Source organism: Pseudaeromonas sp. HNCC25DJ180, assembly GCF_055413345.1.
In genome coordinates, this window is record NZ_JBVAYF010000023.1 from 1 (window position 1) to 12,309 (window position 12,309).

Genomic DNA, 12,309 nt, shown 5'->3' on the forward strand with positions numbered 1-12,309 from the left:
CTTCGGGGCTGGGATGGCCTTTCCGCCGCTGCGCGGCTCCAAGTCCGCCCCAAAGCTGGGCTTTATATTTCTAAAGGGATTTCATGAGCAAGGTTAAGATTCAACTAGTATCTATCGGTCATTTGCCGTTGGGGTTTAACCCGCAGAAAATCAAAAACTTCTCTTCTTCATTATTTGAAATAATTGGAAAAATTGATAATCATGAACTGCGATGCAATTCAGATGGTTTTGGCTGGGAGTTTTCTGATGATCGAGTTAGAGAACAAATGCCAAAACTAAATGGCGCAGATTTTATGGTTGCAATTGTTAATGTTCCATTGGAAGACAATTGGTACTCTCGTAGATTAGGCAATAATCAAGTAGTGTTCACGTTTTACGAAATCAAAGAAATATTACAGAGCGCCAATATTCCTTTGGAAAACGTCATTTATCGCCTCCTTAATGCCTACACCTTCGCATACAAAAGAAACAAGAATAAGATTCCAGAATTTCATGAAATAACAGATTTCACCCATGACGAAACGCGCGGGTGTATATTTGACATGAACGGGATTAAATCAGATCTGGTTACTTCATGTCACAATCCAATCATCTGTAGCGAGTGCAAAGAAAAACTTAGGCGAGATCGAGTTTCAAACAACAATATAGAGTCAGCCGAAAAAGATATTAAAAAGATCCGTAAAGACCTTTATTTTCGCATTTTAGAAAAGGTTAAGCGCCACCCAATTTGGGCTTTAATCATCTCAAGTCTATTTGCTTTCTTTCTAGGGGTTGCTGGCTCAATTACAGGCTCTTATGTTTTTGAGTATCTTAAAAGTACCGAGAGTGAGCAACGAGACATAACAAGTGGTTCAATTGGACAGCCTGCTGCTACGGTTGAAAAAACACCTTTTTGGCAGTCTAAAAATTAACCGGGCGTTAGAAATCCATAAGGATCCGGGAAAAAATGAACCTACTAGACATTATTCAATCAAAAAAAATAGACATATACATCTCATTATTCTTCACACTGCTAACCAGCTATGCCATTCATTTTTTCCGCCTGATCCCATGGCGAACTGACTACCAGATAATACTGAGCAAGCCATCCATGAACTATTTCGATTTTATAATGAAATCCTGCCTGCTGTTTATCGGCTATATGATGATCTGCTTTGCCGCCAAACTGATCATCATGTTGCCCATGGCCAACTCAATACAGGGAGGCGATGAGGGATTTTACTGCTCCTTGCTGATCACCCTGGGCCTGGTCGGCCTGTTTTTTGGCTCGCTCTGTACCAAGATCATCCAGGATATCCCGCTCTATGGGGCTCTGGTGCTGGCCATACTGGTCACTAGCTATAAGCGCTTTGTGCCGGACCTTTCCCCCCTGCCCCACAGCTGGCACAGCCTGAGCCTGGTGGTGAGCTTTATCTCCATCATGCTGGGTGCCTATATCCAGAAGCGCAAAGCCTGACGGGCCAAACGAGTTTTTTCACCATGCCAACGCGGACTGCCCACTATTATCGCCATCGTCGCGCCACACTATTTCTGTTTCTGCTGACACTGCTGCTGACATATGGCGCATGGATTTATCTGCGCTATTTAGCCAGGGATAGCGGGCAGGTAATAACCCTGTTTGCGATCGTCAAGGCCTGCTCCTTGCCTGGTCTCTTCTTATTGGCAACCCTATGGTCGATGGTCATCACCGCGCGTCTGGCAAGAGGATGCACACCTCGCTTGTTACTGCGGCTGATGCCGTTATTGATAGTGCTGGGTGGCTTACTGCTTCAGCTGACGCTGGTAAAACTATTCACTACGGCATAATCGATCTCGCGCCATACGGGACACATCAGCCCCATGAACAAGAGCGCCATCGGATTATCTAATCGCCGTGGCGATCACAGCACAACAACAGATCCGCCAATGGCGGGCCATCAATGCTCGCCGCCGCCACCGCCTGCGGTATGGAATGGCGGCCTGGCCAACCAGACAAAACCTATCATCACCAGAAACAGGGTTCCCGAGAGATAGAAGACCTCGTTGCTGCCCATCACATAAGCCTGCCGGGTGATCTCCCGCGCCAGATAGCCCGCGCCCTGGGCTTCACTCATCCCTAACTGCTGTAATTGAGCCATGGCCTGCTGGCTCACCGGGTTGTAGGGGGTAATGGCGGCAGCCAGGGTTTCATGGTGCACCGCCTCCCGTCGTTCCCAGAGTGTGGTGATGAGTGAGGCACCGATGGAGCCGGAGAGGGTGCGCAGGAAGTTGGAGAGGCTGGAGGCGCTGGCCAGTTGGTGGGGCTTCAAACCCGCAAAGGAGATGGTGGTGAGCGGCATGAAGAAACAGGCCACGGCCAAGCCCTGCAAGAACTGGGGCCACACCACGGACGCCATATCCATCTGTACCGTGAAAAAGGTACGGGCATAGAAGCAAGCGGCGTAGACCAGAAAGCTGAAGGTGACCAGCATACGCATATCCAGCCGGTGCGCGTTCTTGCCTATGATGGGCGAGAGCAGCACAGGCAGTATGCCCACCGCCGCCGCCGCGAGCCCGGCCCAGGTGGCGGTGTAGCCTAGCTGGGTCTGCAGTAGCTGGGGCAGCAGCACTATGGTGCCGAAATAGAGCAGATAGGCCAGGCTGATGCAGCCGACGCCTATGGCGAAGTTGCGATGACGGAACAGGGAGAGATCGACTATCGGGTGCTTATCGCCCAACTCCCAGACGATGAGAAAGGCGATCCCCACCAGCGCCACCACCGCCAGCACTATCACCTCGGTGGAGGAGAACCAGTCCAGCTCCTTGCCTCTATCCAGCATCAACTGCAAGGCTCCGACCCCCAACACCAGCAGGCTTAGCCCCACCAGATCGATAGGATTGCGCTCTATGCTGGTCTCCCGGCCACGCAGCATGTGGGCACAGAGGAAGAAGACCACCACGCCCAGGGGGACGTTGATGAAGAAGATCCAGCCCCAGTGGTAGTTGTCGCTGATCCAGCCGCCGAGGATAGGGCCGAAGATGGGCGCGACTATCACAGTCATGGACCATAAGGAGAGGGCCATACCCCGTTTCTTCGGGGGGTAGTTACCCAGCAGCAGGCTCTGGGAGAGCGGGATCATGGGGCCCGCCACCAGCCCCTGCAGCACCCGGAACAGGATGAGCAACTCCAGGCTAGGCGCCATACCGCAGAGCCAGGAGGCCAGCACGAAGAGACCGGTGGACCAGAGGAAGAGCCGCACCTCGCCAAAGCGCTTGGCCAGCCAGCCGGTGAGTGGCACAGAGATGGCGTTGGCGACCCCAAACGAGGTGATGACCCAGGTGCCCTGGGAGCTGGAGGCCCCCAGGTTACCGGCTATGGTCGGAATGGCCACGTTGGCTATGGTGGTATCCAGCACCTGCATGAAGGTGGCCATGGAGAGCGCCAGGGTGAGCAGCGCCAGGGCTCCCCCCTCCAGGGCCCGCAAGGGTTGCGCAAGTTGCGACATGGCGTTCCCCTCAGCCTGCCCGGCTGTTGCGAGCTATGATGTCGCGCACCAAATCATCCACCTCTTGCATGTTCACCTCCAGCACCTTGGTGCTGGCAATCGCCCCCAGCTTGGGCGTCTCGGTGAGCAAGGGCCCAGAACCATCGCGCACGTCCACCTTGACCAGCATGGAGAGCCCCAGCCGCAGCGGATGTTGCTGCAACTCTTGTGGATCCAGCTTGATCCGCACCGGCAGGCGCTGCACCACCTTCAGCCAGTTGCCGGTGGCATTCTGGGCCGGCAACAGCGAGAAGATGCTACCCGTCCCCGCCGCCAACCCCTCTATGGTGCCGTGATAGGTCACCTCGTCCCCATACAGATCCGCCACCAATTCTACCGGTTGCCCCACTCGCACCTGAGCCAACTGCACCTCTTTGAAGTTGGCATCCACCCAGAGCTGATCCAGTGGCACCACCGCCAACAGCGGCGACCCCACAGCCACATGGCCCCCCAACTGCACCGAACGTTTGGCGATCACCCCGGAGACCGGGCTCAAGATCCGGGTACGCTGTAACTCCAACCAGGCCTGCCGCACCAGTTCGGCGGCATGGTGCACCTCGGGTTGCTCGGCCAGCGGCGTGTGCTGCAGCTTCAATTGCAAAGCGTCGCGCTGCTGGATTGCGACCTGCAGCGCCGCCTTGCCTTCGGCCACCCCTTGGCGAGCATGGAGCACCTCCTCCTTACCCACTGAGTTGCTCAGCCCCAGCACCTCCCGCCGCTGCTGATCGCCCTGCAGCCGCTCCAACTCGGCCTGGCGCAAGGCTATGGTGGCATCAAACTGCTTGATCTCCGCCATCTGCTGCTGCAACTGACGCACCGTTTGCGCCAACTGACTCTCACTCAACTGCAACTGCAGCTTGGCATCGGTCGGGTCCAGGTCAATGAGCGGCATGCCCGCCTGGATCAGCTGGGTATCATCACCGTGAATGGCCACCACATTACCCGCCACGCGTGACATCAAAGGCACCACGTTACCCGCCACATAGGCATCATCCGTACTTTCATGACCTCGCAACACCTGCCACCACCAAGCCGCCGCGCCGGCACCGAGAGCCAGAAACAGCAGAGTCAGGATCAGCAGGGCAGGCTTGCGGGAAGAACGATTGGCACTCATTACACACTCCAGGTTATTACGAGTCATTAGCCGTCATCTGGTAGACGACTTGAGCTTTCCATTACCGTAGTAACTCGTGTTACTACTCTAATTTTAACGCTGCCATCAGAGCCAAAGCCTGATGAGCAAGCCTACGGGGTTATTCCGGCATCACTTCCAGCACCTTGCGCAACAGGGTCAAAAATTGTTGCCGCTCTTCACTGGTAAAAGGGGCCCAGATCGCCTGTAGCCGGGCGCGCTGACGCGGCAACATGTCGGAGAGGAAGGCATGGCCAGCCCCTGTCAGTTTCAACAGATGGCAACGCCGATCCGCGCTCACCTCTTCCCGGATAACCCAACCCCGCCCCACCAACTCATCGGCAATTCGTGTACCACTGGTCCGGGATGCCCCCAACATCAGGCTGAGCTCCGAGGGCAAGATCCCCTCATCGGCAGTGAGCAAGACGATCAGGGCATGAAATAGCGTCTCCGTCAGACCCTCAGTGGCCAGGGAGCGGCTCTTGGTTTCGGCGAAGCGCTGCTGAGCCGCATTGAGCAGGCGACCGAGCAGCAACTCTTCCACCGGCGTGCCAGGTTTTAACTCCTCGCAACGGGCAATCATCTTCTCTATGGGTAACTTGCAGGGATTCATGACACCAGGTTCCGGCAGAATAGTGGTAACAAGCGAGATAATAACGGATGGTACTATATGGCCATCGCTCAACACAATGCACCCTGGACTAAATCTGCCGCCATGCTTAACTCACGAAAAAGTATAGAAAAGCAGCACTTTTCAACCGCCAACCGGCTATTTTGCACAAGGTTTCAGCAAACGATCGCCTGGCATGCATTCTTCTGGAAAAGAGAGTTGACTTAAGGGGGCTGAATCTGTTTAATTACGCCCCGTCGCCCAGATAGCTCAGTCGGTAGAGCAGCGGATTGAAAATCCGCGTGTCCGTGGTTCGATTCCGCGTCTGGGCACCATATACAGAAGTTGGTTCGTGCGACACGAACTGATTGTAAAAAGTTAAAATGTGCCGGCTTAGCTCAGTAGGTAGAGCAACTGACTTGTAATCAGTAGGTCACCAGTTCGATTCCGGTAGCCGGCACCATTTTTTCGCCCAGATAGCTCAGTCGGTAGAGCAGCGGATTGAAAATCCGCGTGTCCGTGGTTCGATTCCGCGTCTGGGCACCATACAGCACAAGGCCTCGCAGCAATGCGAGGCCTTTTTGCTATCTGCTGCTAGGATTAACTCTGTACTTGCGCACGGCTATCCGGCTGCAGATGCGCCATAGACTAACAAATTAGTAACAATTATTTCCTGCCTCCATCTGGCACTCTACAATCATCGAGTCTGACACCAACGTTTAGCCCGAGGTCTATCTATGTCTATTCAACGCTCGTTACGTGCACAACTGCTGAGCCTGCTAGGTGGCAGCATTCTCCTGCTCATTATTGTCTCCCTGCTCTGCTTTCACTATCTCTCCCGCGGGATCACCAGTTACCAGACACTGCTGAACGGCACCCTTGAAGCCTCCCAGTTGGTAGACAACGCCAATCTGGAGTTCAAGATCCAGGTACAAGAGTGGAAGAATGTACTGCTACGCGGCAAGAACCCGGAAAATCTGCAAAAGTATTGGGGTCAATTCGAGAGCCAAGAGCAGAAGGTCAATGCCCAGCTCAATCAACTAAGAGAACAGGCCTCGGCACATCAGAATGCCGCACTCGTCAGCCAAGTGCAGACACTCATCACCGAACACCAGCAGCTGGGACAAGCCTACCGCGCCGGTCGTGACCAGTTCCTCGCGGCGAATGCCGATCCGGCCGTTGGCGATAAAGCGGTTAAGGGGATCGACAGAGCGGCCAGTGAGCAGATGTCCAACCTGGTCAAGCAGCTCCACCAACAGAGCGTCCAGGAGTCGGAGCTGATTGCTAACGAGACGAGCCGGACCATGACACTTGGCATCACCATACTGCTCGGCAGTGCCCTGCTCATCACACTCTTGAGTCTCTGGCTGGTCAATCATCAGATCCTCAACCCCATCAAGCAGCTTATCACCCACATCACCCGGCTAAGCCAAGGCGAGTTCACTCAAACCTTGCGTCTGCAACGGCAAGATGAATTGGGGCATCTGGTGCAAGCCGCCAACAGCCTGCGCGACTCCCTGGTCGATACATTCAGCCAAATTAGGCACAGCACCGATCAACTGGATCAGGCCAGCAGTGAGTTGCAACATATCTCAGGCAAGATGACAGATGGCACCCAGGATCAATTCGCCCGTACCGACCTGCTGGCCACCGCCATGCATGAGATGTCTGCGACCGCCCAGGATGTCGCCCACAACGCGGCTACGGCCGCCCATGCTGCCGACCAAGCCGACCAGGCAGCAAAAGAGGGTGAGCAGGTCATGCAGGCCACCATCAACACCATTACCCACATGAGCCAGGAGATTGAGAATACCGCCGGAGTGATCCAGCGCCTGGATGAAGACAGCCGCCGCATCAGCACTGTGCTTGAGGTGATCCGCACCATAGCCGAACAGACCAACCTGCTGGCCCTTAACGCCGCCATTGAAGCGGCACGAGCTGGCGAGCAGGGGCGCGGCTTTGCCGTCGTCGCCGATGAGGTACGAACCCTGGCTAAACGCACCGCCGACTCCACTGCCGAGATCAACAAGATCATCGACAAGGTGCAAAATGGCACTCAGGATGCGGTACAAGCCATTGCCAGTGGCCAGCAGTTCAGTGAGCAGAGCGTGACTCAGGTGACCCAGGCTGGCGAGATGTTGCGCCATATCACCCAGGCGATTGGCGAGATCCACAATATGAATCAGCAGATCGCTACCGCCGCCGAGGAGCAGACCTCAGTCGCCGAAGATATTTCGCGCAACTTGGTGGATATCAAGGATATCGCCACCAGCAATGGTGAAAATGCCCAGCAAACCCAGCACACCAGCCATCAACTACAGAGCATCTCGAGTGAACTCAGCCACGCCATGCATAGGGTCATGGCTTGAGCCTGACTCGCTAACAAAGCATGCATAACTCGCCCCCTGATGCCGCCAGTCAGGGGGCGTCTCCAGCCGCTGGGCACGAATCAGCCCCCTCGCCTTCACCAAAACGGACAATTCCCCCCTCCCGACATGGCGAGCGAATATACTTAAGAGCAGAGCACAGGAGTGCATACCCCCGAGGAATGCGATGCAGAGGATCAAGCTCAGGCTCCCGACCTTGGCTCGCCGCTATTGGCGCGCCCTCCCCTGGTTGATACTGCTTATCGGCCTGATCCTCAGCTGTGCCCTATTTGTGAATATCCGCCAACACAATATCCGCGTGGTGCAAAACGAGTTTGCCATTCGCACCGGTGAGCTGGTGGCAGGGTTGGAACGCAAGATGGCGGCCAACATCCATCTGTTGTATGGCGTGAGCGGTCTATTTGCCAGCAGAGCTGACGTCACCCGCCACGAATTCCAGCGTTACATTCAAGAGCTGCGCCTAAACGAGAACTACCCCGGCATCCAGGGGATCGGCTATGTGACACTGATCCCTGCCGCCAAGAAGGCTGAACATGTAGCCGCCATGCGCGACCAGGGCTTTGTCGACTATGACATTCACCCGGCGGGAAATCGCGACCTCTACTCGGCCGTGATCTATATCGAACCCTTTAATTGGCATAATCAGCGGACATTAGGCTTCGACATGACCCAGGAGCCCAGCCGGATCCGCGTCGCCAACCAGGCCCGGGATACAGGGCAAGCCACCCTGACCCAGAAGGTCATCTTAAAACCGGAGACAGGGCAAAACGCAGAAGCCGGCGTGCTGATCTTTGTCCCCGTCTATCGCTCTGATGCCCCGCTGACGACGGTTGCCCAACGCCAGGAGGCACTGCAAGGGTGGGCCTATTCGCCACTGAGCATCGCCACCCTGCTGGAAAATTATCTGGCTCGAGAATACCCCAGTCTCGGTCCCAAGATAGCCATCCGTCTCTACTCGGGGGAGCAAGTGCTCCCATCAACCCTAATGTATGACTCCTATACCTCTCATCCGAACTTAGCCACAGAGTATGAGGTCAAACGCCACATATCCCTGGCGGGTACCAGCTGGACCTTCACCCTGGCACCCAGCGCCAACTATCTGCAAGGAGTGCAGAGTCAACAGAGTGCCTATCTGGTGCTGTTGGCCGGGGTGAGCCTTACCCTGTCACTGATGCTCGTCACCCTGATAGTAGTACGCAGCCATCAACGCATAACCGCCAGCCTGGCGCTCGCCACCCAGGCCAATCACAACCTGGCCAAGCAGGAGAGCCTGCTGCGTGCCATCTACGATAACTCCGGCATTGCCCTGCTCTTGCTGGATCTGAATGGCCATATTGCCTTTGCTAATCCCCGTACCGCCGAGCTGTTCCATCTCCCCCTCGATACCGATCTGACTGGCACCGACTATTACCAGTTTCTCTCCCCGGAGGAGCGCGCAGAGAGCAGGAGCCTGCTCAAGAAACTGCTCGGTGGCTCAAATCAGGTCATCACCAGTGAACGCTGTCTGGTGCGTAAGGACAACAGTGTCTTCTGGGCCGCGATCACCAGCCGTGCCTTCCTGGATGCCGATGGTCAATCGGCGGGGGTGATAGCCGTCATCGACGACATCACGGCGCGGCGCGAAAGTGAAACGGCCATGCGGCTGGCTCGGGCCGTGGTCGAAGCCAGCCCAGGGGGCATAATGGTCACCGACGCCAATAACCGGATTGTCTCCGTCAACCCGGCCTTCAGTCGCATCACGGGCTACCAAGCCAATGAGGTGATTGGCAAGCATCCCAGGCTGCTGAGCTCCGGCATGCAAAGCAAGTCGTTCTACCACCAGATGTGGCAGAGCATAGAGCAGACCGGCTACTGGGAGGGCGAACTGGTTAATCGGCATAAGGAGGGCCATCTAGTGCCAGAGTTGATGTCGATCAGCCGGGTGCTGAACAGCCACGGCCAGGCCACCAATTATGTGGGCATGTTCATGGATATCACAGAGCGCCGCAAGGCAGAGGAACGCATCCACTATCTGGCCCATCACGACTACCTGACCAACCTGGCCAACCGGGCCTGCCTGGTGGATCGCGCCGAACAGACACTACGGCTGGCCCAGCGCAACCAGCGCCACATGGCCATCATCTTCATCGATCTGGATCGCTTCAAATCCATCAACGATCTCTATGGCCATGATGTCGGCGATCAAGTGCTCCGCACCATAGCCGAGAGATTGCAAGGCGCAGTGCGAGCCTCAGATACCGTCTGCCGCCAGGGCGGGGATGAGTTTGTGATCCTGATCCCCGAATACCAGCAGCAGGCTAACCTGGTACAACTGGCCAACAAGCTGCTGACGCACATAGAGCAGCCTTGCGCTATCTTGGGCTACCACCTGAGCCTCTCGGCCAGCATAGGCATAGCCACCTACCCTGAGGATGGCCAACTCCTGGACGACATCATCCAGCAAGCCGATGCAGCCATGTACCAGGCCAAGAGCCATCCGGAGAATCATATCTGCTTCGCCTCCTGGCGGGAGGCCGCCAGACCAGAGGTATCCCCACCCTGACCCGTACCGGGAAAGGGCCATGAAATTAATTTTAAAGAATTACCGATAATTGATTGCAATCCCGTAAAATAGCGCGTAGATTGCTCGTTATGTCTTGTTTAAGACAGAGAAAAAGTAACAAATAGTTGTCCTTTCTAGCCTTGCGTACTTCTAACGAAGCTCCGTCATTCCAGAATACTCCTTCATTGTTAACTCCTTTATCTTTGTCTCTTACAGAACGTAACACAGTAAACAGTTGCATAAAATATTCAGGAGACATTATGTCTAGCACTACCGGTACCGTTAAGTGGTTCAATGAAGAAAAAGGTTTTGGTTTCATTTCTCAAAGCAATGGCGGCCCGGACGTTTTCGTTCACTTCCGCGCCATTGTTGGTGATGGTTACAAGTCACTGGCCGAAGGTCAGCGCGTAACCTTTACCGTAGAAAACGGCCAAAAAGGCCCACAAGCTGCTAACGTAGTTCCAGCTTAAGTTTCTACATGAAGAGGAGGATGCTCCGGCATCCTCTTTTTGTTTTCTTAACTTTCATTTTTTGACGTTCGTCCTGTCGCGCCAACCCCTCGCCAGTGAAAAACCTTAGTGCGTCCCGCACACAAAAACCTAAATTATCTATTAAAGAGATTATATGCTATTAAATATTAGTAACACCTTATGTGTTTCCAAGCACCCGGCCCTGCACAATGCGACCTGGATTTGCTACGAGCCCTGCATCGATGCCAGTAACAAGAAGCGCCAAACCTGGAAACGCATCACAGGTATGATGTCAGTCTGTGGTATGCACTCCTGGTTAAGCGAACAATATCCAGATGCAGCCCATGCCAATACATTTTTGTCGATCGCCAATCGTTAATATTGATCCTATTGTTTCGCAAGCTTAATCCGATTTCGTATACCCATTTTTAGAATAGTCACGTTTCCTTTCTAGTCTCATCGTTCTGCCGTGCGTTATAAACCAGATTTATGACCAGGCAGAGATATACGACGCTTGGCACCATAGCTATTCCCCTGTTCCCATCATGCAGCCAATTCGGTCAACCATCTGGTTTCGACTAATTGGGCTGCTGATGAATGATCCATGTTTCTCCCCGTTCCAGATAGACAAGTCAGCCCATAGCCGTTGTAATGACAGCTTAGGCGGCGCCTCGCCTGCCACTTAGCAACAGCGGATACCGTCTGCCTTGAGAGGTCACCATGGATGCCGAATCCCATATCCTATCGCCAACCACAAATGAAACCTGGTTTGCGCTAATTCAACGCCATATGCGTGCCCATCCCGTCACCGCCCTCGGTCTGGCTGTGGCGCTGGCCGCCGTGATCATGCTACTCATCCAGAGTGTGGTGATGATGTTGAGTGGCAACGCCAGCTTGGGGGCCCGCTACGGCATGATTGGCGGCGTGGTGGGTTTTGCCACCACAGCCCTCGGTGCCTTACCCGCCCTGGTACTGCGCTCCATACCCCAGCGGGTGGAAGATGCCATGCTGGGATTTGCCGCTGGCATGATGCTGGCGGCCAGCGCCTTCTCCTTGCTGTTACCCGGGTTGGCCAGCGCCAAGGAGTTGACCGGCAGTGGCGGTTTGGCGGCGGCCGTAGTGGTATTCGGCATGACTCTCGGGGTACTGCTGATGCTGGGGCTGGATGAGTTCACCCCTCATGAACATGAAAATACCGGCCCCTGCGGCCCCGGCCACGAGACCTGTTCGCGTGTCTGGCTGTTTGTCTTTGCCATTGCCCTGCACAATCTGCCGGAAGGAATGGCTATTGGCGTCAGCTTCTCTCAAGGAGACATGACGGTGGGGTTGCCACTCACCAGCGCCATTGCCCTGCAGGATATCCCCGAAGGGCTAGCTGTCGCCCTAGCCATGTGTGCGGCAGGCTTTCGTGCGCCCTTTGCGGTGCTGGTAGCCATCGGTACTGGGCTGCTTGAGCCCGTCGGTGCGCTAATCGGCGTCGGCTTGGCCAGTGGTCTCGCCATCGCCTATCCCATCGGCTTGGGGCTGGCCGCCGGAGCCATGCTGTTTGTGGTCTCCCACGAGGTCATCCCGCAAACCCACCGCAATGGCCACCAAACCTTCGCCACGTTGGGGCTGATGCTGGGTTTTGCCCTGATGATGACCCTGGATACGGCGTTAGGATAA

Annotated in this window: 11 protein-coding genes and 3 tRNA genes; 11 read left to right on the forward strand and 3 right to left on the reverse strand. The window is 55.2% G+C overall.

Annotated features, from left to right (window positions below; translation table 11 throughout):
- Positions 1–83 precede the first annotated feature (83 nt).
- From ACZYTD_RS16680 to ACZYTD_RS16690, 3 genes are all read left to right on the forward strand, one after another.
- Entirely contained in the window at positions 84–911 is an 828-nt protein-coding gene (locus ACZYTD_RS16680) for a hypothetical protein (RefSeq protein ID WP_463893765.1), read from the forward strand.
- Positions 912–1,090: 179 nt separating this feature from the next.
- Positions 1,091–1,456, forward strand: a complete 366-nt coding sequence (locus tag ACZYTD_RS16685) for a hypothetical protein (RefSeq protein ID WP_463893767.1) — start codon at positions 1,091–1,093, stop codon at positions 1,454–1,456.
- A gap of 23 nt (positions 1,457–1,479) precedes the next feature.
- Complete coding sequence (locus ACZYTD_RS16690; RefSeq protein ID WP_463893769.1) at positions 1,480–1,806, forward strand: hypothetical protein; 327 nt, start codon at positions 1,480–1,482, stop codon at positions 1,804–1,806.
- Positions 1,807–1,916: 110 nt separating this feature from the next.
- Here the strand turns inward: ACZYTD_RS16690 and ACZYTD_RS16695 are convergent, their stop codons facing one another.
- The 3 genes from ACZYTD_RS16695 to ACZYTD_RS16705 form a co-directional block, all read right to left on the reverse strand.
- Entirely contained in the window at positions 1,917–3,464 is a 1,548-nt protein-coding gene (locus ACZYTD_RS16695) for a DHA2 family efflux MFS transporter permease subunit (RefSeq protein ID WP_463893771.1), read from the reverse strand.
- Between the two features lie 10 nt (positions 3,465–3,474).
- Positions 3,475–4,617 (reverse strand): EmrA/EmrK family multidrug efflux transporter periplasmic adaptor subunit, encoded by a 1,143-nt coding sequence (locus ACZYTD_RS16700; RefSeq protein WP_463893772.1) that lies wholly within the window; start codon positions 4,615–4,617, stop codon positions 3,475–3,477.
- A gap of 139 nt (positions 4,618–4,756) precedes the next feature.
- On the reverse strand, positions 4,757–5,248 hold the full coding sequence (locus ACZYTD_RS16705; protein ID WP_463893774.1) for a MarR family transcriptional regulator: 492 nt from the start codon (positions 5,246–5,248) through the stop codon (positions 4,757–4,759).
- Positions 5,249–5,504: 256 nt separating this feature from the next.
- Between ACZYTD_RS16705 and ACZYTD_RS16710 the strand changes: the two genes are divergently transcribed.
- The 8 genes from ACZYTD_RS16710 (at position 5,505) to ACZYTD_RS16745 (ending at position 12,309) form a co-directional block, all read left to right on the forward strand.
- Positions 5,505–5,580, forward strand: a tRNA-Phe gene (locus tag ACZYTD_RS16710).
- Between the two features lie 52 nt (positions 5,581–5,632).
- Positions 5,633–5,708 (forward strand) — tRNA-Thr (locus ACZYTD_RS16715).
- A 7-nt stretch (positions 5,709–5,715) separates the two neighbouring features.
- Positions 5,716–5,791 (forward strand) — tRNA-Phe (locus tag ACZYTD_RS16720).
- Positions 5,792–5,982: 191 nt separating this feature from the next.
- Entirely contained in the window at positions 5,983–7,614 is a 1,632-nt protein-coding gene (locus ACZYTD_RS16725; RefSeq protein WP_463893776.1) for a methyl-accepting chemotaxis protein, read from the forward strand.
- 184 nt (positions 7,615–7,798) lie between these two features.
- Entirely contained in the window at positions 7,799–10,174 is a 2,376-nt protein-coding gene (locus tag ACZYTD_RS16730) for a sensor domain-containing diguanylate cyclase (RefSeq protein WP_463893778.1), read from the forward strand.
- A 260-nt stretch (positions 10,175–10,434) separates the two neighbouring features.
- Entirely contained in the window at positions 10,435–10,644 is a 210-nt protein-coding gene (cspE, locus tag ACZYTD_RS16735; protein ID WP_460882710.1) for a transcription antiterminator/RNA stability regulator CspE, read from the forward strand.
- Between the two features lie 154 nt (positions 10,645–10,798).
- Entirely contained in the window at positions 10,799–11,023 is a 225-nt protein-coding gene (locus ACZYTD_RS16740; RefSeq protein WP_463893780.1) for a hypothetical protein, read from the forward strand.
- A gap of 410 nt (positions 11,024–11,433) precedes the next feature.
- The gene (locus ACZYTD_RS16745; RefSeq protein ID WP_463893814.1) at positions 11,434–12,309 is read left to right on the forward strand and encodes a ZIP family metal transporter; all 876 of its coding nucleotides are present in this window, start codon (positions 11,434–11,436) and stop codon (positions 12,307–12,309) included.

What these genes read in the sequence shown, in the direction of transcription:
- ACZYTD_RS16700 (WP_463893772.1), bottom strand. Translation starts at nt 4,617, where the DNA reads ATGAGTGCCAATCGTTCTTCCCGCAAGCCTGCCCTGCTGATCCTGACT.
- cspE (WP_460882710.1), top strand. Translation starts at nt 10,435, where the DNA reads ATGTCTAGCACTACCGGTACCGTTAAGTGGTTCAATGAAGAAAAAGGT.
- ACZYTD_RS16705 (WP_463893774.1), bottom strand. Translation starts at nt 5,248, where the DNA reads ATGAATCCCTGCAAGTTACCCATAGAGAAGATGATTGCCCGTTGCGAG.
- ACZYTD_RS16740 (WP_463893780.1), top strand. Translation starts at nt 10,799, where the DNA reads ATGCTATTAAATATTAGTAACACCTTATGTGTTTCCAAGCACCCGGCC.
- ACZYTD_RS16745 (WP_463893814.1), top strand. Translation starts at nt 11,434, where the DNA reads ATGCGTGCCCATCCCGTCACCGCCCTCGGTCTGGCTGTGGCGCTGGCC.
- ACZYTD_RS16680 (WP_463893765.1), top strand. Translation starts at nt 84, where the DNA reads ATGAGCAAGGTTAAGATTCAACTAGTATCTATCGGTCATTTGCCGTTG.
- ACZYTD_RS16685 (WP_463893767.1), top strand. Translation starts at nt 1,091, where the DNA reads ATGAACTATTTCGATTTTATAATGAAATCCTGCCTGCTGTTTATCGGC.
- ACZYTD_RS16725 (WP_463893776.1), top strand. Translation starts at nt 5,983, where the DNA reads ATGTCTATTCAACGCTCGTTACGTGCACAACTGCTGAGCCTGCTAGGT.
- ACZYTD_RS16730 (WP_463893778.1), top strand. Translation starts at nt 7,799, where the DNA reads ATGCAGAGGATCAAGCTCAGGCTCCCGACCTTGGCTCGCCGCTATTGG.
- ACZYTD_RS16690 (WP_463893769.1), top strand. Translation starts at nt 1,480, where the DNA reads ATGCCAACGCGGACTGCCCACTATTATCGCCATCGTCGCGCCACACTA.
- ACZYTD_RS16695 (WP_463893771.1), bottom strand. Translation starts at nt 3,464, where the DNA reads ATGTCGCAACTTGCGCAACCCTTGCGGGCCCTGGAGGGGGGAGCCCTG.